Here is a 21,525-nt window from a genome sequence, read left to right on the forward strand (position 1 = left end):
ATTCATTATTATCATCACCGTTTTTCTGAGCTGGAGCGGTTCTGTGTTAGCTAACACATCGAGTCAAACACGCACGTTATTAGTGTGGGGTGATAGCTTAAGTGCTGCCTATGGTATCAGTACCAACGAGGGCTGGGTGCAATTACTCCAATCTAAACTGGAGAATACTGAGGGCGCTAAGGACATTAAGGTCGTCAATGGTAGTGTGAGCGGCGAAACGACCAGTGGGGGTTTGACGCGCTTTCCGGCTCATTTAGATACTTATAAGCCTGATTTTGTCATTTTAGAATTAGGCGCTAATGATGGGCTACGCGGGCTATCGATTAAAGCGATGCGTAGTAATTTAGAGCAAATGATTCAATTGGCACAAAAAAGTGGGGCTAAGGTAGCCTTATTAGGGATGCATATGCCTGCTAATTTTGGGCGTTTATATCGTGAGCAATACGATAAGACCTTTACTGTATTAGCCGAGCAGTATCAGTTGCCGTTTAATGCATTTTTCTTAGAGGGTGTTGCGTTACAGGATGAGCTATTGCTGCCTGATGGTTTACATCCGAATGCTAAGGCTCAGCCTAAATTGCTAGAGAATATTTGGCCGGTAGTGGTTGAGTTGTTGGAATTAGAGGAAGTGGCTGTGCAGTAGAGACCTTATGGGTTCAGTGCAGAGGCTGCTTATGATCAAATTTTGGAATAGGCATTGATACGCCCCCAAAAGAAGAGCGAGAGAAGCAGCCTAAGCATTAAGCATGGGGCATTCATAATTTCAGCCTTACAAGCCTTACATTAGGCTGAAAAGATCGAGTTGGAACTACCACAATTAATACACCATAGTGTTTTGAGGTAATAAATCACTCCCTGAAAAGCCATTTAATCAGGCTAGCCCATAAACCTGTTCCCTTCTTTTGAGTAATTGTATTGTGGCTTTGGGTTGATGGAAGTTCTACTTTTAGAGGTGTATTAACAATTTTTCGTTTGGCGATCAAATCTTTTTCACGCCCATTTCTGATTTGTTCATCACTCCAATCACTTGCCCACTGTACCTTACCGTTTTGAATAAAATAATGTGACCGACAGGGCAAAGACCAGTTTCCAATCGATGGATGGAGAGTGATGGATTGACCATCAAAAATCATTTTCCAGTCATTGGGACTTAGTGGGGTTATAACCTCTTGCCCACATCCACAGCAACATAGATGAGACATAGTGACAAAATCAAGAGCAATGTACAGCACTCCTGATTCAGGATTATCTGGAAAGCTATTAACAAAGCGATGTTGCAGTCTATCAATGCGACTCATGCGACATCCTCGTTCAATAAATGATTTCCGTCTAATGTAAAAATACTGTGATGTTCTTGCTCAGTATCCTTGTAAAACTTCCAGTACTTCTTCCAGCGAATCACAGCATAACAAGCATTTAATGCATTGAGTTCTGCTATTTGGATGTTTTGAGCATAAGGGTTATCACCCTCATCGTTTGAAGCGAGGGGGATACGAGAACGCATATGGACATGATCACGATGCTGGGGTGTACTGGTTGTTGTACGCAACGCCCCAATTAAAAAGCCATCCACTACCTGCAACCCCATCCCAACATCAATAAATGGGATATTGAATTGCTCAAGAGCCTGAATAATAGGTCTTTTGGCTGCATTATTGTCGATGCAGATAAATACAAACTCATGGTTACGAAGCAGTTCAACGTTGTTTGGTTCAATAGCTATGTTATGAGGAACTATGCCTCTGTGCATCAGCTTATAAGTTGAAGCTAAATACTCCACTTTTGATGGTCTGGCAGATAACTGTTCGATTGAAGCAGCTCCAGGAGTTCTGAAAGCATTGTGTTGCTCAAAGGTATCAGCATCATAAAGGTGAATTTGTTTTACTGGTGTCTTAGTAACAAAATCAAGTATATATGAGCCGGTTCCTCCTAAACCAATAATAGCTACAGAGTTACGCTTGAGCTTCTGAGCTATTGAAGTAATTCCCGCACGACTAGATGCATTATCAATATATGTGAATGGAGAGTCATCAGAAGCTTCAATAATACGACCAGTACGCGCTGTCTCGCTGGGGTCTATAGCTTCTGCATGGCTACTTAACAAAGTAGCGTATGTTGTCATTTTCTCATGATAATCGACATAACCAGATTGCGGCTTGCTTGAAAAGCTATGATTTACAAAAATTTCACCAACCATCATTGTTGATGATTGGTGGCGAATCTTTTCTAATGGCTTGCCTTCTGTATCACAGGGATAATCACCTGAAAACATAACTACGTGTGTATTAGGTCTGTTCGTTTTATCACCAGATAAATCTAAAGTCGAAATTAAGATGCCTTTGCAAATTTGACGACTTTTATTTACATAAGGAATATTTCTTAATATCAGATGTCCATACTCAATGCTAACCTCGTAACCATCCTTGAGAAGGCGAGCAAGATCATGGTTATGACTTATCAGTTGCTGAGACATTGAAATGCATCCCCTTTGTTATCTTGATAGACTCTCCTTCAATCAACGTTCCCTCTGGACGTTCACCACAACCCTTGCGGTAACTGACAGTAAATGAGGTGTTTGGCCCTTCCTGAAACTCAGGAAATGCAAGCTTTACAAGCTCCAGAAATGTAATCTTTCCAGGAGCAACATGTTTTTCACGCGTGTTGACAAAAATGATAATTTTCTCTGGTAGCCGAGAAAAAATACGCTCTGTGCCTGTAGCTTTTAGGCAAACTGTTTCATCATTTTTAATGGTTTTATCTTGACAATACTTCGGACAGTTTGGGCATGATTGAAAAATAGGCTGGAAGCCTCCAGTGTGGGAAGATGTCGTCAACCACGATAACAACCCCTCACCCCAGAAGCTTCCATGTCCACAATAGAAACGATTCTGAGCCAAATGTCCAGTGTGGCGAAACCGCAGCGCCAGTTTTTGCTGACCTTGTTCAATGCGCTGATGTACCTGCCCAGCCGTGTCAACTTCCGCAACCTTGGACGTTACAGTGACTGCCATGAAAAGACTTTTTCACGCTGGTTTTCACGTTCCTTTGATTTTCTAGCGTTCAACCTGCTGATCTTACAGGATGTCCTGCATGGCAAGGGGGAACGTATTGCGGCTATTGATGCCAGTTTCGTGCCTAAAAGCGGGCGCAAGAGTTATACCTTAGACTGGTTTTGGAACGGCTCACAGGGGCAGGCGCAACGCGGACAAGAATTATCCTTGTTAGCGCTGGTGGACGTGACCCACAACACACTTTACACCTTATCCGCCCGCCAAACGCCTACGTTGCCGCGCTCAACCCGCAAGGGTCAAAGCCAACCCGCCAACACCAAAGACAAAACCAAGGTGAAACACCCACCCTTCGTTGGTGCGCCGCTCCCCACGCGGATGGATAGCTACCTTGGACAGCTTCAACACGCCATCACAGTCCTGCTGGGGTGTGGCATCCGTTATCTCGTCGCGGATAGCTTTTATGCCAAAACTAAGTTTGTCAGTGGCATCAGGGAACTCAACTTGCATTTGATCAGCAAGTTACGTCAGGACGCCGACTTACGGTGGCTGTACACGGGCGCACAAAAACCCAAGGGTCGTCACCGCCAGTACAGCGGCAAAGTCAGTTTTGACGACTTATCACGTTTTGAACGGGTCGGAGAGCTGGACGGGCAGCGTGTTTACACCGCTACTGTTAACAGCCCGACGTTCAAACAGATAGTGCGCATCGTCTATCTGGTGCGCGAAGCAAACGGCAAGACCGCTAGCGCACTGCTGTTCAGTACCGACACGGATTGCCCTGCATTAGACATCCTGCGTTACTACCAAGCGCGTTTCCAGATAGAATTTTTGTTCCGGGATGCCAAGCAACACACCGGGCTGTGTGACTGCCAAACGACCCGCAAAGAAAAGCTGGATTTCCACTTCAATACCTCACTGACGGCACTTAACCTGCTCCGGCTGGAAGATCGCCAGCAGAACTGGGATGCCGGGGGCAACGGGCGCAGTGTCCTCTCCGTTGCCAGTGGGAAGATCCGCCACTTCAATGCCCATCTGCTCGAACGCTTTTCTCGCCACTTAAAACTCGACTTCAGCGCCATAAAATCCAGCCCAGCCTTCGCAGACCTATGTAATTATGGTGCTATCGCCGCGTAAACTGTCCGAAGTGTTATCTTGAGCACTATCTAAAATAAGTTCATGCTCATCAGGAATATTTGCGTAACGGCGAATATCAGTAGCTGAAATCTGTTCAGTACCCCATTCATAGCCTCGCTCATTGATAGTTAAAGAAAAGGAACGATCACTTTTGAAGGATAAAAAAGTCGGTTTTGTGTTTGGCCGTAACTCAATCATCTCTTCTAAACCAATTGAACGGGAAGTATTATTGCCAATTTCAATCAAAATGTAATCACTAGCTGGATTGAGACCAGCATTTGCTCTGATTTGTCTTCCATTAATAACAGAATCATTAGTAGTGATGATTTGGTTATCTAAACAATATTCATAATGTTTTACTGTATTCATAGTATTTCTCTAAAATTTTAGCCCTAATTAATCGAAGGCAGTAACTAAAACAATTACTGCTTTTGGCATCACACGCTTACTTTTCCTTACGCACTCCTTTGAACGGATTTTTATCAGAGGTCTTCACATCTATAAATTGCCCAGTAGAAGTGTCACGTTTTACGTAATGTCCAGAGGGGGTCTGCGTTTGTGAGCGACCGCGTACTGCACCTTTTCGATGCCCATCACCAGTAGGTGGATTTGTAGCCATGAAGCTATGCCCCTTAAATCAACAATCGGAAAATAAAAAATCAACTAAAGTTAAATTATGTTTATCCTAGAACAGATTGTCAATAGGTGTTAAAATAAAAATCAACTGGAGGAACTATTATGTCAACCAAAATTGATCAAGCGAAGATAATTAGCTCAAATATCAAACAGTTACGAGAAAGACTGGGTTGGAACCAATCTAAGCTGGCTAGCGAGGCGGAAATCACATCAGCCGCTTTAAGTAAAATTGAGAAGGGTGATGGCAGAGTTCCAACGATCGTAGTTCTTCGTAAATTAGCATCTGCCCTCAAGGTACAACCTTATGAAATAACAGGGGAACAGCCAGAGAACTTTTCTGAAACCAATGAACGAAACCGTGAGTTTTATCGACAATGGGAAGTTCTAGACAGTCTTCCAAAAGAAGATCAAGATATGCTCAAAGGCATGGCTGAAAGATTAAAGGAAATTACTGGAAACAAATGATTGAAGAACAAAAAGGGGCTTATGAGGCAGAGCAACTATTAGAAGAACTAGGATTTGATACACTTCCTATATCCCCTTGGAAGGTTGCTGAGTCTATTGATAGTGATGGTTTTAGACTTGTTTTGGAAAAACAAAATTTTTCCTCTCAAAGTATCTTGGGCAAGGCGGAAGGCAACCATAAGGGAGCACTTGTTTATGTTAATGCTAATATTTCTGATAGCAGGCGATTAAACTTTACTGTATCGCACGAAATTAGACATGTTTGTATGCACATCATGCCCCAAAGAAAATTGTCATTTGAGTGCGGAAAGAAGGAAATGTTTGATTTTTTCAATGACCCTATTGAGAAAGAAGCGAATGGTTTTGCCTCTGGGTTGCTTATGCCAAAACGCTTGATTTATCAACATTATGATGGCGACGTAAATTGGCTAAATATATCCACTATTTCTGAATTATGCGGTACATCCCTTGAGGCAACCTATAGACGAATGAGTGTATTGGACAGCTTTCCTTCGGCTTTGGTTGTTCATCAGGATAGTAAATTTAAAAGATTCGTCGTCACACCAAACTTTGGATTCCGCATCGAAAAAACTGTCTTAGCTTCATACCAGCTTGCACTTGCTGCTGTTATAAAGGATGAGCCGTATCCGTCAGAGTATGAAATTGTTAATGCATCAGATTGGATAGACCCAAGTTTTAAAGGTACTACTCTCGAAAAGATATATTCAAGTACGATAATATTAAAAGGAGGCTTTACCTATACACTTTTAAGATACGATGATGATTGTATAAGGGTCGAAGATGATGAAACACAATACTTTTTTTGAGTTGAATTTTCAGCTTCATATAGATATGATTTTCCATCTCCATGTATATATCAAGATTTGATTAATAAATGCCTCGATAATCTCACGCTTTTACAAAGCCATCAAGATTCATGACAAAATCATTGGGGGCTTTTATTACCAAACTGCTTTTCAACTCAAAGCACAACCTAAACACTAATCCCTTAACAAAATACTAAGCGTGACTTTCAACAGTCACTCTCTTAAACTCATTATACCCCTTAAACGGAGTATAACTCGTGCAAGTCATTGGTATTAAGGAATTACAAACTAACCCTAGCAAGCTAACTAAGGTTTTTCAGGCAAAAGACTATTTATTAATCACTAAACACGGTCAACCCTTAGGTTTGGCCTTGCCCTTTGATGAAGACCTAATGGCACAGGGTCTAATGCCTTGGTATGCACTCAAAGGGTTTCAAAGTGGGGATCTCAGCTTAGGTCAACTCAGCAAAATACTGCACAAAAACCAACATGACACCCTACGACTCCTCGACTCCTTGGTCATACCCGTTGCTGACTATGATCTTGCCGAAGATTTAGAGGCTATTAATTGGCAGTGAAAAAAGACGTTTTGTCCTCGACTCATGCATTGCCATTACTAGATCAGGCTATTGCTAATGGTTTTCGCCTTTCTGAAAAGCTATATCAACAGGCCCGCACTACTTTGCTTAGTCATGAGTAAACGCATACACCCAACCCTGTTGTAACCCTAGCGAGAGTATTTGTGGCAAGTACACCCCAAATTGCTCACTCAATTGATTTAAGGTTTGTCCCTGTTGCAGTGCTTGCACAAAAGTAGCTTGTTCAGAGGTTAGTGCATACTGGTGTAGCTGCTTTTTCAGACGATAAATCAGCACACGACTGGGCACAGTTAAATCAATGCTTTCTAATAACGGTTTGCCCTCATAATCCTCTGGCTGATGAGCTAACCATATCGCATGCATAGCATAAGGTGACTCCACCCACTGAGCTGAGGTAGGTAATTGGAGCACTACCCTACCCTGTTCTTCAACACTCAAAGTACCCAATTGACTAAAATCACTAGGCGCTTGATTGACCCCATGCCATGCCTGTAAACGCCCCCACTCCAAACGCGCCACCTCCGCAATCCAAGGCATACTCATCAGCGCGGAGTGCTTTGCAAGTAGCAGCGGAAACTCAGCCCCATACTCACTCAATGCCGTATGAGTAGGCGGATATTGATCAATATAAATTTCAGTCAAATACTCAAAAAACTCCGCACCCACTAGCTGCTCTACCACCCCAAACACCGCACGCAAATGTTGCAATAAAATCCCTTGCATACTATGGCGATAAATCCCTAAACGCTGCTCTGCATTTAAGCGGGCGTCACTTTGAATCAGCTCACTCGCCACCTTTGCTAATAAGCTTTCATCAAATAAAGCATGAATCACACTCTGCTGGAGCTTAGTTAAGGACATGATTGAATACCTGTTGCGCTTGCTCCCGCTCTTGCATTAGCCGCTCTAGCGCAGGCAAATTATTATCCCACTCAATCAACGTGGGCACTGCCCCAAACCGCTGCAAGGCCTTCTCATATAACTGCCAGACAGGGGCATGAATTGCTTCACCGTGTGTATCAAGTAAATGTGTACCCTTATCCTCAAACCCCGCTAGGTGCATTTGCTGCACGCGCTCAACAGGAATCGCATTTAAGTATTCCAGTGCATCAAATTGATGATTAAAACTATTCACGTAAATATTATTCACATCTAGCAATATTTTGCAGTCAGCCTGTTGTGCGACCAAGGCTAAAAATTCCCACTCAGTCATCTCAGAGTGTTGGTATTGCAAATAGCTCGAAACATTTTCAATCACCAGTTGCCGTCCTAAAAACTCTTGCGCTTGACCAATGCGCGTGACTACATGCTTTAACGTTTCTAGGTTATAAGGCAGAGGAATCAAATCATGCGTTAATAAACCCTGCGCACCTGTCCAACATAAATGATCGGAAATCCACGCGGGCTGTACCTGCTCTGCCAGTGATTTAACGGCTTGCAAATACTCAATATTGAGAGGGTCGGTAGAACCTAAGGACATACCCACACCATGCAACACTAGGGGGTAATAGTCAGCGACTTCTACTAAATACTCCTGCTGCACCGAGCCTTGCTTGAGATAATTATCGGTAAGCGCTTCAAACCAAGGAATGGCGGGTCGCTCAGCTAGAATTTGGTCGACGTGTTGAAAACGTAAACCTAGACCAACACCTTGAATGTTTTTAGTGAGTTGCATAATTAGGACTCATAGACTATCACCAACTGAGGTATAAAAAAGTTGTGTTGTTTTTCTGGAGCAGTCTTGGCGGCAAGGAAGCCGCCTTGTAGCGTACAAGGATGTATTTACAGCGACTGCGGAAGAGAAATAGCACGACTTTTGCTAGCTACTAGGGTTACTCAAACGTCCAGCCAACCAACGATCCAATGACCAACGCCCTGCTCCATACACTAACACAATGAGCAACATCACGCCCCACACCACATGCTGCCAAAAACCACCCGCGCCTTCGATAGTCCATAAATACGGATAAGCCAGCACCGCTACCGCATTTAAAATAAATAATCCCAAGGCAGTCAGACGACTTAATAAGCCGAGCACTAATAAAATTGGTAACACCAACTCGCCCGCTGTCGCTAAATAAGCCGCCAGATCAGGACTCAGCAAAGGCACTTGGTATTCATCTTCAAATAAAGACAAGGTAGTTGACCAACTTTGAATTTTGGTCAAACCGGAGGCAAAAAATACCCAAGCCACATAAATGCGCATCACTAATAAAACCAGCGGCTGCAAGTAAGCTTGGGTAATATGATCTCTAGCCAGTAAGAGTGGGGTTATAGTCATCATCTGGATTTCCCATCTGCTAAGGTCATGTGGGCTTTTATACAGCTAACAAGGCTAAGCACGCGCTCAGCCTTGTCGTGCCATCACTTATTTTACTACCACACCACCGGTGAGCTTTTCACAAGTGCCTTTAGGTAATTTAATCCACTCGCCTTTTTCATTATCTGTTTTAGACATACCCGCACAAGCATGACCATTCGCGCCACAGTCATTCATACCTGCTTTCACTACACCAGAGCATTTTTCCATCTCAACCTTTTGATCCGCCGCGATAGCAGCCGTCCCTAAAGCAGTACCTAAACCGAGAGCCATTACAGCAGCAGCAACAACAGACTTATTCATGGTAATCATCCTTTTTAGGTTCATTAAAAACTACACTATGTGATCTCACTCCACTGCTTTGCTTCATAAAGTCAGCGCAGTTATTGCAATATACGCACGACCTCAACGCTTGGATGCACCCAAATGAAAAAATTTATTGTTGAAGTGTTTGTTGTAGCATTATTCGCCATACTGCATCCCTATAACGCTTTAACACGTATCCATCTTTAATAGGGGGAACTAACTCTTGATGCAAAGCTTAGAAGATTGTTTGATGCAGACGGGTCTAGGGGATAGGACTGCTTTTAAGCAGCTTTATGCCGCTAGCTCACCGCGCTTGTATGCCTTATGTCGGCGTTTAATCCGAGATGAGCCGTTAGCTGAGGACACGCTACAAGAGGCTTTTGTCAAAATTTGGCATAATGCTGCACAGTTTAAGCATAGCAAAGCCAGTGCTTTCACTTGGATGAGTACCATTGTGCGTAATCAGGCTTTAGATAAATTACGCCAACTCAAGACGCATCCTGATCATGAGAGCGCACTAGAGGATGAGGACATGCAAAGTCTAATTAGTCACTATCCAGAGCCTCAACATCTGCATGAGCTGAGCGCTGAGGCTCAACAGCTCTGGGAGTGTTTGCAAGGTCTTAAGCCTGAGCCGCGTGAAGCGATTTTAGCCGCGTTTTATCAAGGTGATACTCACGAGCAACTCGCCGTAAAACTCGGCAAGCCCCTAGGCACTATTAAAGCTTGGATTCGGCGTGGATTAGAACAATTACGAGGATGCCTATCATGAATCGCTACCAAAATCCTGAAGTGTTTGAACGCTTAGCGCTCGAATATGTGGTCGGTACGCTACAAGGTAAAGCGCGGGAGCGGTTTGAAACGCTTATGAATCAACATTTTTACTTAAAAGCGGTGACCGAGGCGTATCAACATAAATTTGCTAGTCTGCATGAGCTATTGCCCGCCGTCCCACCGCCTGAGCGGGTTTGGGAGCGTCTTGAGCGTGAACTTAAGCTCACCTCAGCTACACCACTGAGCTTATGGCAACGTTTGCGCCAATGGCGCTGGTCAAGCGCGTTACCTCTAGCGCTTGCAGGTATGGTATTAGCGTTTAGCTTAGCTCTCTTATGGCAGCAAGATCATGAGCCTAAGGCCTATTTAGCGGTGATGAAGTCTGAGGCTCAAACCAGCACCTTAGCAGTGGCACGAGTTGATTCTCAGAAACTGATTATTGAATTACCGCAACACGCACTGAATCTCACCGAGGGTTTGGTTGCAACTTTGTGGTGCTTACACAAAGATCCCTCTAAACCGCCTATTCGCATGGGTGTATTAAATCCTAATGTTGCGACTGAAATGCCAATCACCCCTAAAATGTGGCACGAATTACAGCAGGTAGAGACTTTTGCCATTAGCCTAGAGCCTGCTCAAGCGCCTATGCCTACTATTCCTAATCAGGTGATTTTGTCAGGGCAGTTGGTAGCACTATGATCGTTAAACTAAAAAAGGTACTTAATTACAAGGCAAGAGTGGCAATTCTAACTCTTTGAGAGAGGGATTAAGCTGGCTTAGGGAATTAATTCACAGGTTTAGTAGCACACGATTCTTTATACTCATCTTAGCGAATCGAGGGAAAATCCACATGAGCACTCCAACCTATCTAAGCCTCATACTAGCTTTAGTCATCAGCATCAGCTTACAACCGGCGTATGCGATACCGCCGCCCGATGTGTTAATGTCCTTGTGGCAATCTGCCTTGCAATTCTTAGGCATGATTTCAGTAGTGCTAGCGGGAGCGGTACTCACGGTTCGGCAATTTTTCGCTCATTATTTGATTGGCTGGAAGCGCTATGCTGCCCTTAGTGTTCTCATCATCAGCACCTTAGGTCTAGGAGCGTGGTGGATCAGCAGCACTACTACGGCTGTTCCGGTACAAGCAGCTAACACTGCTAGCTCTAGCGTACCCGCCGCACCACTTCCTGTGGCGAATATAACAACCACTCAACCTAGCAATCCTTCCTTACCAAAAGGTGAAAAACTAGCAATTGCTGAGATTTTAAAGCGCGAACCCGATGAATATGTGCGCAATTGGAAAATTCAAACCCTCAATGAAATGCAGCAAGAAGCACAACTCGCGCGTAAAGCAGCGCAATTACCTGTCTTAAAACCTACACTTATTGAATCGTTTACCCCTCAAGCGTTACAACAATATCTTAATACCACACCTGCTAGTTTTTATTTACTCGATGTGAGAGAAGAGTATGAGCGCTCACAATTTGGTATTAAGCATGATGCTATTGCTCGCTACGGTGATTTAGTACATGACACTATTCCCACTAATTTACCACGCAATAAACTAATTATTTTATTATGTCATTCAGGGATTAGGGGCTATATAGCAGCTAATACATTAGTAGCTAAGGGTTATACTAATGTCGCCTTTTTACAAGGGGGTATGGCAGCATGGAATGCTGCTAAACTCCCTGTTAATGGTAATGCTAATTATGACCTACAACCCAAAAGCCTTAAAATACTAAGTCCCAAACAGTTTAAAGCACTCACTGATAAAAGCTTCATTATACAAATCGACACTAATGCAACCCTAGTCAAAGGGATTAAAAACTTAAATCAACTACCGTTTGAAACCGCCTCCAATGCCATGCTACAAAAACTTTACCAGCAAGCCGGTAATAAACCCATTGCTTTAGTTTGTAATACTTATGGCGGCTGCTTTCATGGTCTCAATTTATCCTACCTACTAAAGCAAGCAGGCAAGCAATATATAGGTATTTACGATGACTCAAAGCAATGGTTAACCCGTTATGAGCAATGAACCTAATAAGTACTACTATTTACACTTAGCACAACAGGCGGGCATTCATACCCCCAGCTCATGGCTGATTAATGTTATAACCAGTGACTCAGCTATTAAAAACTTCACTCAAAATAACGCCAGTGAATACTATATAGTTAGGAGTGCCGTTGCTTTAGAGGATGGTAATACTCAATCACTCGCCGGACACTTTTGGAGCTCTGATAAAGTTAGTGCCAATCAATTAGCAGCTACTATTGAATACGGTTTGCAAGAAAATAGTAAACGCTTACAGCAACAAAAAAGTGTGCTACCTCCTACACTCATGGTACAACCCTTTATTGAGCATACTATCGGCGGTGTGGCTTTTTGTCCGTGGAGCTTTTTTAGTAATTATGTTTATATAGAGTATTCTGATACCGTACAGCATGTTGTAGAAGGAAATGCACAAGCTGCATTAATCAGTTTAGACCCTAACTATTCTCACCCTATTGAGCCATCAGATAACTCATGGGTTCCATTTTTACGACACACTATCCAAAGCTTAAAAAAATTATTTAATTTTCCTTTAGATATTGAATGGGTCTTTAATCACAATACTCAGCTCTTTACTTTATTACAAGTGCGTCCACAAACTCATTTAGTAGGTACACTACGCACCGCTTCACAATTACCTACTCTCCCTCAAGGTCAGTGGGAATACGGAGCCTTATCCGAAAGTGTGGGGCGCTTATCTCCTCTATCGTTTGATTTGCTCTGTTATTTATATCAGGAAGCACGAGCTACTTTAAAGCTTATTGGTCATAAAGCGGCGCAAGTCGATTTTATGTATCGCTTACCCGATGGCACGATATTAATAGAATACAACAAGGAAAAAGCCTTTTATGAAAATACACGCATGGGGGGATTTTGGCGTGGTTTTAAAGCACCTACTATTAAAAACCAAATTATTGAACTAATAAAAAACTATGCGCCTTCAACTACATTTGACCTAACCCATTTAAGTACCTTATTTGCTCTGTGGCTAGCGAGTAATAGTTTAAGCCAAGGTGCTGGTCGTGATGAGGTGCTCGACCCACAACGTTATGAATTATTATGGCTGAACTCTCCTCCTGACATTAACACTGCAATGAATCAGGATTGGATAAGTTTAAGTACTCAAGTACGTGATTTATTTTTTAATGAATTGCATAAACTAAAACTCATTATTAGCGCAAAACCTGAAGCGGTGTTTTGTACTTTAACCGAGTTTCAAAAAAATCAATGGAATCAAGCACAACAACGCCAACATGAGCAAGTAGTCGCAGCGAGCTTTGATTATTTGCCCTTATTGCAATCTGGTGCTAGCGCTATGCAGTCTCTGAGTGTGGCTAAGCGTGTGACGGGAATAGTGTTTAAAATTGATAACCCTGCGCAGTTTCGTGGTGAAATACCTAAGGATGTGATTTTAGTAGCGCCCTATTTTGATAACCGCTGGGTACATAGTATTAAGGATTTAAAAGGGATTATTGTGGAGCGCGGTAGTCGATTAGCTCATTCAACCCTAGTGGCACGAGAAGCGCAAGTGCCTTATGTAGTAGCTGATAAAAAAATAACTGATAATTTAACCAATAAGAGTGAAGCTATTTTAGATACCACTAAAAACTTCACTCAACCCGTTTAATCTAAATTTCGTGCTACTTCTTTTTATGCCGATAAAAACCTATTATATAGCCACCACTCACCACCATTAATATGATTATATTAAATATACTATAGTAACTTATAGTATCTATCAGAAAAATTGAATCCACTAATAAATAAACACCTAGCAGAATAGCGGCAATAGATAAATAGAGCAATGCTTTACTATAGGATTTATCATAAATCGTTGTGATATGAATCATGCTAGAACTATTATCAGGATTTATAATTTTTATTTTATTTTTAAAATCCGATAAAAACTGTTCAAAAACCTTATTGCTTTTACCATCACCTGCTGAATAAAATACTACTTTTTTATTGGTATTAAGCTTTATTTTAAAAGCCCGCCCATTTTCATAAAAAGGTTCAATATAGCTATTGATATCCTTGATAAAATACAGTTGATTATTAAGCAGTTTTTTACTCCAGCGCGAATAACGATTTATCTCTATTTTTTCGCTATCCATAGTGACTTTAAGAGGAATTTTAGTAAAATGCCCGGCTGATATAACAATAATAATCATTAAGATAAATGGTAGAACTACACCAAAGCCGCTTTGATCAGCCCCTATTGCCCAGCTTGAAAAACTAATCACATAATCATATAGAAAGCTATAAATTAAGATTGCCACAACTACTACTGTAATAAGCCAATAACTCCAAATATGAAAATAATAAACCTCCTCATTATGATCGTTTTCCATGATAGACTCTCCTAATTTTGATCAATAACTCATTAGTAGTATAGCTTAAAAAGAAAGGACAGAATGATCTATCCCCTCCTTTTTACTATTGATGGGCTTAACATAGTTAGACACATCTTATTTGCACCAATAGTCGCGTGTCTTAGCGTGATCTTTAATGAGTAGCCAACCAAAAATCTTTGGATCACCTAAAATACCGGTTGTACCTTGTGGAATAGTATAACCTTTTTTAGTCCATACGTTAGAGCAATAATCCTCGCCTTTACGCTCAGTATAATTAAACCCTACATCACACACTGCTACACGAATCTCTGTGCATTTACCTACAGCCATAGCGCTAGATGCTGTAGTGGCTAATAGAGTAGCTGTAATTGCTAATAAAGCTCCTTTTAGTAAAGTAGCCATACCTTTCACCTCAATAATTTTATATTTAGATAGTCTAATCAGCATTAGACTGATTGATTCACCTAAAATACCTCGCATGTTTTTAGGTGTAAAGCTATTGTGCTAGAAAGGTTCAAATACTTTTGTGATATAAGTTACAAAAATAATGTGAATAATTTTACACCAACCAATAAAATTAAAGCCCTATTTTTGGTTTTAGCTCCTGCAAACGCTCAATAAACTTTACTGCAATGGCTTTAAATGATTCGTCTGGTTGAGGTAATTCTAAAATTTGCTGCCAGTATTGTAGGGCTATGGGAAACATTGCTTGCCAATGCTCTATAGCAGGTGGTGTAACTAAACGAATTTCGGGAACTTCATTAGGAATATGACCAGAGGCACGCGGAGCAAATAGCATAGGGAGCATGTCGTAAACAGGCGCGAGGCGTAGATTAGTAGTTTGTTCGTGGAAGAAAGATAAATTGCCTAGATGCATATCGGCATTACCAATCATACGCCCGAAAGCTTCGAGCTTTTGCATAGTTTCAGCATCTTCGGCACTGATTAAACCTTGTTTTTGTAATTCAATGGCTTGGATTGACCAAGTAGCATCGGCTTGACCGACAAATTCACTATCGACTGCGGCTAGGGAAACTAAGCCTTTGCGACCGTAAAGACCAACTCGATCAAAACGCTCTACTTCTAAAAACCACTGATTATTTAGCTCTAAAAAGTAGGTAGCTGCACTAGCAATACCAGCATAACGTAATATTCGAGTGGCTATACACTCAGCTTGTAGTAAGCTTCCCCAACGTTGAGTTATATTGTTATTGCTGTTAGCAGTAAACTTAACAATAACATGTTTTTCGGCAGGGCTTATAAATGCAAATTTAGGCTGTTCACCTCCAGCCGAAGAACCGATCATCTCAAAATCAATGGTTTGTCTTGCTAATAAGCAATAACTTTCCACTTTTCTAATGAAGTCCTTATCACCAATAAAATCATCTACTCTAAGAAGAAGCGATACATAATACTTTAAAGCTACTTGAAAAGATTTCTCGCCAATCAATAAACTACCACTACTATCACCACCATATTGTGTTAAGGCTATTAAAACATCATCGTCTTTCCATAACTTTAAATCTTTAGGTAAATTTAATTGCTCAGCATGTAAAAACACAAAGGCTCTCCCAATAAAGCCTTGTGGGCGCATATCTTGTAACCACCAAGGTAAACCACGATTATAATGACGTTGCCCTGCTAATAGACCATCATCCCAAAGTGTAATATAACCTTCTGGAAATACTGGTATAAGCTCCCCCATTTTGACCAACTGACCAGCACCTAAAACCTCCCAAATAGGAAAATTGCTATATCCGCTTACTAACCTTTTCAGAGCATAACTAGGATTTTCAGTCTCACCAAATTTTACTATTCCTGAATTTAAAGTATCTAGCCATTCTTGCAAGACCTCCTCATTAATCCCCAAACGCTGCACTATATCCGCTTTAGACATCGGTCCTCGTTCAAGTAAAAATTTTAGAGTACTAGCATCTGGCATAAGATTGATCTTGACTAATTAACACTTTAAAAACTATAGCTGACTCAAAGCCCTAAAAGCAAAAACCCCGTTAATGCTCTCACACTAACGGGGCTTTGCTTAAAACCTAAATGGCTACAAACTAATCGTAAGACACACTTAGAATTTCATATTCGCGCTTACCGCTAGGGGCTTGGACGACTGCAACATCACCCTCGTCCTTACCAATCAAGGCACGCGCAATCGGAGACGACACCGCAATACGGCGTTCCTTAATATCGGCTTCAATATCACCCACAATTTGATAAGTAATAGTTTCGCCGCTTTCGACTTCCTCAAGCTCTACCGTCGCACCAAACACGACCTTACCGCCATTAGCAGCACCGACCGTTTTAGTATCAATCACCTGAGCCATCGACAAAGCAGATTCCAACTCCTGAATCCGCCCCTCATTAAAACCCTGCTGCTCACGCGCGGCGTGGTATTCCGCATTTTCTTTTAAATCACCGTGCTCACGGGCTTCAGCAATCGCCTGCACAATGCGAGGACGTTCCACCGTTTTCAGACGGTGTAACTCCTGCTTGAGGCGTTCTGCACCCGCAGCAGTTATCGGAGGTCTATTCATCTGATTTCATATCCTCGTTAAATAATACCTTGATGAAGGTCTTGCAAACGATACACCTGCTCTTCAGCCGTATGACCAATCGCCATACAAAGAGCACGCGCTCCCGCTACCGTAGTGGTATAGGTAATCTTACGTTGCAACGCTTCACGGCGAATCGCAAAGGAATCGCGTGTGGATTGCTCACCTTCTGTCGTATTGATGATTAAATCAATTTCCTCATTTTTGATCATATCCACGACAGTGGGACGACCTTCAAAGATTTTATTGACTATTTCGCAAGCAATACCCGCTGATTGTAGCTCACGAGCGGTTCCGCGTGTGGCCACAATTTTAAAGCCGTGCCCTTTTAACATAGCACCGATTTCGGGTAAATGGCGACGATCCGCTTCACGCACACTGACAAAAGCAACCCCAGACGTAGGATAATTTTCACCCGCTGCCCGTTGGGCTTTACCAAACGCTTCAGCAAAGGTTTTACCTACCCCCATGACTTCACCCGTAGACTTCATTTCAGGGCCTAAAATCGGATCAACGCCGGGGAATTTAATAAAGGGGAATACCGCTTCTTTGACTGAGTAATAACTAGGAATCACTTCTTCAGTAGCGTTTTGTTGGGTCAGCGCTTGTTTGACCATACAACGTGCGGCTACTTTTGCCAATGGACGTCCAATTGCTTTCGATACAAACGGTACAGTACGCGAGGCACGCGGATTGACTTCGAGCACATACACCTCATTGCCTTTAATCGCAAATTGGGTATTCATCAAGCCCACGACATTCAATGCTTTAGCCATGCGACGCACTTGGTCGCGCATTTCATTCAGCACCGCATCACTAAGCGAGAAAGTCGGCAATGAACACGCAGAATCCCCTGAGTGAATCCCCGCCTGCTCAATATGCTCCATAATGCCGCCGATCAGCACATTCTCGCCGTCGCAAATCGCATCCACATCGACTTCAATCGCATCATCAAGGAAACGATCCAAAAGTACGGGCGAATCATTGGAGACTTCAACCGCAGTGGTCATATAGCGCCGTAATTCGTGTTCGTGATACACGATTTCCATTGCCCGCCCACCGAGTACATACGAGGGACGTACTACTAACGGATAGCCGACTTCCTGCGCCATACGTACCGCATCCTCGGTACTCCGTGCAGTGCGATTCGGCGGCTGTTTTAGACCTAAGCGATGAATCAGTTGTTGGAAACGTTCACGATCTTCCGCTAAATCAATAGAGTCCGGTGAAGTACCAATAATCGGTGCACCTAATGCCTCCAGATCACGCGCTAGTTTCAAGGGTGTCTGACCACCGTATTGCACGATCACGCCGATAGGTTTTTCCAGATCAACGATTTCCATCACGTCTTCAAGCGTTAATGGCTCGAAATAAAGACGGTCAGACGTATCGTAGTCCGTGGATACGGTTTCAGGGTTACAGTTGACCATAATAGTTTCATAACCATCCTCACGCATCGCAAGCGCAGCATGCACACAGCAATAGTCAAACTCTATCCCTTGACCGATACGGTTAGGACCTCCACCTAAGACCATAATTTTTTGCTTATTGGTAGGCTGAGATTCGCACTCTTCCTCATAGGTGGAATACATATAGGCGGTATTAGTCGCAAATTCAGCCGCACAGGTATCCACACGCTTATAAACCGGACGCACACCAAAGCGTTGACGCGCACTGCGTACACTGCGCTCTTTTTCATCCAGTAATTTAGCTAAACGCCGATCCGAGAAACCTTTACGCTTGAGCATACGGAATTCATCCGCGCCAATATCGCTTAGTACTTTATCTTTTAAACCATTTTCAATCTGCACTAATTCGTGCATTTGCACTAAGAACCAAGGATCGATACTGGTTAATTGATGAACTTCATCCACCGACATACCAAAGCGGAACGCATCTGCCACGTATAAAATACGCTCTGCATGCGGCTCGATGAGTTCGTGGCGCAGAATATCCTTAGCTTCAGGGCGTTTCGGATCAACACGCTCATTTAAACCATCAATACCCGTCTCTAAACCACGCAACGCTTTTTGTAAGGACTCTTGGAAAGTACGTCCAATCGCCATTACCTCGCCTACTGATTTCATTTGCGTGGTTAAACGCGCATCTGCTTGTGGGAATTTTTCAAAGGTAAAGCGGGGGATTTTAGTGACTACATAGTCAATTGAAGGCTCGAAGGAGGCAGGTGTTAAACCACCCGTAATATCATTACGCAACTCATCCAGTGTGTAACCCACCGCTAATTTAGCCGCTACTTTAGCAATCGGGAAACCCGTTGCTTTAGAGGCTAATGCAGAAGAACGCGATACACGCGGGTTCATTTCAATGACAATAATACGACCATCTTTAGGATTAATCGCAAATTGCACATTAGAACCACCGGTATCCACCCCAATTTTACGCAATACGGCTAAAGAGGCATTACGCAGTAGTTGGTATTCTTTATCGGTCAGGGTTTGCGCAGGGGCTACGGTAATTGAGTCACCGGTATGCACACCCATTGGGTCAAAGTTTTCAATCGAGCAGACAATAATGCAATTGTCGTTACGATCACGCACGACTTCCATTTCATACTCTTTCCAACCCAATAAGGATTCTTCCAAGAGTACTTCGGTCGTAGGCGACATATCCAAGCCACGCGCTACAATCGTTTCAAATTCTTCACGATTATAAGCAATACCGCCCCCTGTCCCACCTAAAGTAAAGGACGGACGAATAATGGTCGGGAAGCCAATTTGAGCTTGACCTGCACGCGCTTCTTCAATGGTATGAGCTACAAACGAGCGGGCTGAATTTAAGCCGATCTCATCCATAGCAATACGGAAATCTTCCCGATCTTCCGCCATTTGAATCGCGGCTTCATTCGCACCAATCATTTCCACACCGTATTTTTCTAATACGCCATGACGTGACAGGTCTAATGCACAATTGAGCGCCGTCTGCCCCCCCATCGTGGGCAATAAAGCATCGGGGCGCTCTTTTTCAATAATACGCGCGACGGTTTCCCAATTAATCGGTTCAATATAGGTTGCATCGGCAGTTTCGGGGTCGGTCATAATGGTGGCTGGATTAGAGTTCACCAAAATAACCCGATAACCTTCTTCGCGTAATGCTTTACAAGCCTGAGCACCAGAATAATCAAATTCACACGCCTGACCGATAATAATCGGCCCTGCACCAATGATCAGGACACTTTTTATGTCTGTACGTTTCGGCATCGCTACTTACTCTTAAGACGCACGCTTGGCGTTCATTAATTCAATGAAATGATCAAATACGTCTGCTACATCATGCGGCCCCGGACTCGCTTCAGGATGACCTTGGAAGCTAAATGCAGGGCAGTCGGTACGCTCGATACCTTGTAACGAACCATCAAATAAAGAACGGTGCGTGGCTTTTACATTAGCGGGAAGTGTCGCTTCGTCCACCGCAAAACCGTGATTTTGGCTAGAAATCATTACTCGTTTAGTCGCTAAGTCTTGAACGGGATGATTCGCGCCATGATGACCAAATTTCATCTTAATGGTTTTCGCACCACTAGCTAAACCTAATAATTGATGACCTAGGCAAATCCCAAAGGTCGGTACTTGCTGCGCTAAAATCTCACGAATAGCACTAATCGCATAATCGCAAGGCTCAGGATCACCCGGACCATTAGAGAGGAATACGCCATCGGGATTAAGCGCCAATACTTCAGTAGCTGAGGTTTGTGCAGGGACTACCGTCACATGACAACCACGATCTACCAGCATGCGTAAAATATTGGTTTTAATCCCATAATCATACGCTACCACGCGAAATGTCGCATTTTCAGCCGTTGATTTACGTGGCTCGTTGGGATCTAAATTCCAGCTGCCTTCAGTCCAAGTATAGGTTGCTGCGACTGTCACTTCTTTAGCTAAATCCATCCCTTTTAGGCCCGGAAACGCTAAAGCGACCTCGCGTGCTAAATCAGCATTCAGCTCGTTACCTGCCACAATACAACCGCGTTGAGCGCCTTTTTCACGCAAAATACGGGTTAGGCGGCGTGTATCAATATCCGCGATGGCAACGATATTATTGCGCTTTAAATAGTCGGGTAAGGACTCTGTTCCGCGCCAATTGCTATAGATGCTAGGTACATCTCGAACAATGAGGCCAGCGGCGTGAATGGCGGTTGATTCAGTGTCTTCTTGATTAACACCAACATTACCAATATGAGGATAGGTGAGGGTTACTATCTGGCGGGAATATGAGGGGTCGGTCACAATTTCCTGATACCCCGTTAAGGCGGTATTAAAGACGACTTCACCAACGGTTTGACCGTTACAGCCGATAGAACGCCCCCGGAAGATACTACCATCTTCCAGTACTAGCAGGGCATGCGTGCTCAAGGGAGAACCTCCGGTTTTACATACGAAACGGGATGAGACACCAATGCCAGCGCTCATCCCGCAAAATTGACGGCGTGTATTCTACGTGTTAGGCGGCTCAGTGTCT

At 43.1% G+C, this 21,525-nt stretch carries 24 protein-coding genes; 9 read left to right on the forward strand and 15 right to left on the reverse strand.

The features are described 5' to 3' along the window. Positions 1-43: 43 nt before the first annotated feature. Positions 44-643, forward strand: coding sequence for an arylesterase (locus tag IPL34_RS17545; protein ID WP_296842794.1), 600 nt, complete (start codon positions 44-46; stop codon positions 641-643). Between the two features lie 205 nt (positions 644-848). Here the strand turns inward: IPL34_RS17545 and IPL34_RS17550 are convergent, their stop codons facing one another. The 3 genes from IPL34_RS17550 to IPL34_RS17560 are packed head-to-tail and all read right to left on the reverse strand — an operon-like array spanning position 849 to position 2,834. Next, positions 849-1,298 (reverse strand): DUF6527 family protein, encoded by a 450-nt coding sequence (locus tag IPL34_RS17550; RefSeq protein WP_296842795.1) that lies wholly within the window; start codon positions 1,296-1,298, stop codon positions 849-851. After that, positions 1,295-2,473 (reverse strand): ThiF family adenylyltransferase, encoded by a 1,179-nt coding sequence (locus IPL34_RS17555; RefSeq protein ID WP_296842796.1) that lies wholly within the window; start codon positions 2,471-2,473, stop codon positions 1,295-1,297. The genes IPL34_RS17550 and IPL34_RS17555 overlap by 4 nt, the downstream gene beginning before the upstream one ends. Further along, a complete protein-coding gene (locus tag IPL34_RS17560) occupies positions 2,448-2,834 on the reverse strand; it encodes a multiubiquitin domain-containing protein (protein ID WP_296842797.1) in 387 nt (128 codons plus the stop codon). Before IPL34_RS17560 ends, IPL34_RS17555 begins: the two co-directional genes overlap by 26 nt. Before the next feature lie 33 nt (positions 2,835-2,867). Here IPL34_RS17560 and IPL34_RS17565 point away from each other — a divergent pair, with 33 nt between their 5' ends. Further along, entirely contained in the window at positions 2,868-4,145 is a 1,278-nt protein-coding gene (locus IPL34_RS17565) for a transposase (RefSeq protein ID WP_296842798.1), read from the forward strand. Here IPL34_RS17565 and IPL34_RS17570 read toward each other — a convergent pair. Continuing rightward, positions 4,116-4,514 (reverse strand): multiubiquitin domain-containing protein, encoded by a 399-nt coding sequence (locus tag IPL34_RS17570; protein ID WP_296842799.1) that lies wholly within the window; start codon positions 4,512-4,514, stop codon positions 4,116-4,118. The two genes, IPL34_RS17565 and IPL34_RS17570, sit on opposite strands and share 30 nt — an antisense overlap. Positions 4,515-4,590: 76 nt before the next feature. After that, positions 4,591-4,764 carry a hypothetical protein gene (locus IPL34_RS17575; protein WP_296842800.1) on the reverse strand — a complete coding sequence of 58 codons (174 nt, stop codon included), beginning with the start codon at positions 4,762-4,764 and terminating at the stop codon, positions 4,591-4,593. Positions 4,765-4,883: 119 nt separating this feature from the next. On the opposite strand from IPL34_RS17575, the gene IPL34_RS17580 reads away from it, so the two are divergent. The 3 genes from IPL34_RS17580 (at position 4,884) to IPL34_RS17590 (ending at position 6,651) form a co-directional block, all read left to right on the forward strand. After that, the gene (locus tag IPL34_RS17580) at positions 4,884-5,246 is read left to right on the forward strand and encodes a helix-turn-helix transcriptional regulator (RefSeq protein ID WP_296842801.1); all 363 of its coding nucleotides are present in this window, start codon (positions 4,884-4,886) and stop codon (positions 5,244-5,246) included. Then, positions 5,243-6,073 carry an ImmA/IrrE family metallo-endopeptidase gene (locus IPL34_RS17585; protein WP_296842802.1) on the forward strand — a complete coding sequence of 277 codons (831 nt, stop codon included), beginning with the start codon at positions 5,243-5,245 and terminating at the stop codon, positions 6,071-6,073. The genes IPL34_RS17580 and IPL34_RS17585 overlap by 4 nt, the downstream gene beginning before the upstream one ends. Positions 6,074-6,330: 257 nt before the next feature. Further along, positions 6,331-6,651 (forward strand): type II toxin-antitoxin system Phd/YefM family antitoxin, encoded by a 321-nt coding sequence (locus tag IPL34_RS17590; RefSeq protein ID WP_296842803.1) that lies wholly within the window; start codon positions 6,331-6,333, stop codon positions 6,649-6,651. Between the two features lie 108 nt (positions 6,652-6,759). On the opposite strand, the gene IPL34_RS17595 is transcribed toward IPL34_RS17590, so the two are convergent. The 4 genes from IPL34_RS17595 to IPL34_RS17610 form a co-directional block, all read right to left on the reverse strand. Beyond that, positions 6,760-7,533 (reverse strand): DNA-binding domain-containing protein, encoded by a 774-nt coding sequence (locus IPL34_RS17595; RefSeq protein ID WP_296842804.1) that lies wholly within the window; start codon positions 7,531-7,533, stop codon positions 6,760-6,762. Beyond that, positions 7,520-8,347 (reverse strand): DUF692 domain-containing protein, encoded by an 828-nt coding sequence (locus tag IPL34_RS17600; protein WP_296842805.1) that lies wholly within the window; start codon positions 8,345-8,347, stop codon positions 7,520-7,522. Before IPL34_RS17600 ends, IPL34_RS17595 begins: the two co-directional genes overlap by 14 nt. A 144-nt stretch (positions 8,348-8,491) precedes the next feature. After that, positions 8,492-8,956 carry a DoxX family protein gene (locus IPL34_RS17605; protein ID WP_296842806.1) on the reverse strand — a complete coding sequence of 155 codons (465 nt, stop codon included), beginning with the start codon at positions 8,954-8,956 and terminating at the stop codon, positions 8,492-8,494. A gap of 84 nt (positions 8,957-9,040) precedes the next feature. Next, positions 9,041-9,295, reverse strand: a complete 255-nt coding sequence (locus IPL34_RS17610) for a DUF2282 domain-containing protein (RefSeq protein ID WP_296842807.1) — start codon at positions 9,293-9,295, stop codon at positions 9,041-9,043. A gap of 229 nt (positions 9,296-9,524) precedes the next feature. Here IPL34_RS17610 and IPL34_RS17615 point away from each other — a divergent pair, with 229 nt between their 5' ends. The 4 genes from IPL34_RS17615 (at position 9,525) to IPL34_RS17630 (ending at position 13,755) form a co-directional block, all read left to right on the forward strand. Further along, entirely contained in the window at positions 9,525-10,070 is a 546-nt protein-coding gene (locus IPL34_RS17615; RefSeq protein ID WP_296842808.1) for a sigma-70 family RNA polymerase sigma factor, read from the forward strand. After that, positions 10,067-10,771 carry an anti-sigma factor gene (locus IPL34_RS17620; RefSeq protein ID WP_296842809.1) on the forward strand — a complete coding sequence of 235 codons (705 nt, stop codon included), beginning with the start codon at positions 10,067-10,069 and terminating at the stop codon, positions 10,769-10,771. Before IPL34_RS17615 ends, IPL34_RS17620 begins: the two co-directional genes overlap by 4 nt. Positions 10,772-10,922: 151 nt before the next feature. After that, positions 10,923-12,113, forward strand: coding sequence for a rhodanese-like domain-containing protein (locus tag IPL34_RS17625; protein ID WP_296842810.1), 1,191 nt, complete (start codon positions 10,923-10,925; stop codon positions 12,111-12,113). Continuing rightward, a complete protein-coding gene (locus IPL34_RS17630; protein WP_296842811.1) occupies positions 12,103-13,755 on the forward strand; it encodes a PEP-utilizing enzyme in 1,653 nt (550 codons plus the stop codon). The genes IPL34_RS17625 and IPL34_RS17630 overlap by 11 nt, the downstream gene beginning before the upstream one ends. 13 nt (positions 13,756-13,768) lie before the next feature. Here the strand turns inward: IPL34_RS17630 and IPL34_RS17635 are convergent, their stop codons facing one another. The 6 genes from IPL34_RS17635 to carA form a co-directional block, all read right to left on the reverse strand. Beyond that, positions 13,769-14,479 (reverse strand): hypothetical protein, encoded by a 711-nt coding sequence (locus tag IPL34_RS17635; RefSeq protein WP_296842812.1) that lies wholly within the window; start codon positions 14,477-14,479, stop codon positions 13,769-13,771. A 117-nt stretch (positions 14,480-14,596) separates the two neighbouring features. After that, complete coding sequence (locus tag IPL34_RS17640; RefSeq protein ID WP_296842813.1) at positions 14,597-14,884, reverse strand: hypothetical protein; 288 nt, start codon at positions 14,882-14,884, stop codon at positions 14,597-14,599. A 175-nt stretch (positions 14,885-15,059) separates the two neighbouring features. Continuing rightward, entirely contained in the window at positions 15,060-16,424 is a 1,365-nt protein-coding gene (gene yjjJ / locus IPL34_RS17645; protein ID WP_296842814.1) for a type II toxin-antitoxin system HipA family toxin YjjJ, read from the reverse strand. 121 nt (positions 16,425-16,545) lie between these two features. After that, a complete protein-coding gene (gene greA, locus IPL34_RS17650) occupies positions 16,546-17,028 on the reverse strand; it encodes a transcription elongation factor GreA (RefSeq protein WP_296842815.1) in 483 nt (160 codons plus the stop codon). 17 nt (positions 17,029-17,045) lie between these two features. Then, positions 17,046-20,264 (reverse strand): carbamoyl-phosphate synthase large subunit, encoded by a 3,219-nt coding sequence (carB, locus tag IPL34_RS17655; protein WP_296842816.1) that lies wholly within the window; start codon positions 20,262-20,264, stop codon positions 17,046-17,048. 12 nt (positions 20,265-20,276) lie between these two features. Further along, positions 20,277-21,419, reverse strand: a complete 1,143-nt coding sequence (gene carA / locus IPL34_RS17660; RefSeq protein WP_296842817.1) for a glutamine-hydrolyzing carbamoyl-phosphate synthase small subunit — start codon at positions 21,417-21,419, stop codon at positions 20,277-20,279. Positions 21,420-21,525: the final 106 nt, after the last annotated feature.

The sequence above is a fragment of the Thiofilum sp. genome (genome assembly GCF_016711335.1).
Taxonomy (GTDB): Bacteria; Pseudomonadota; Gammaproteobacteria; order Thiotrichales; family Thiotrichaceae; genus Thiofilum.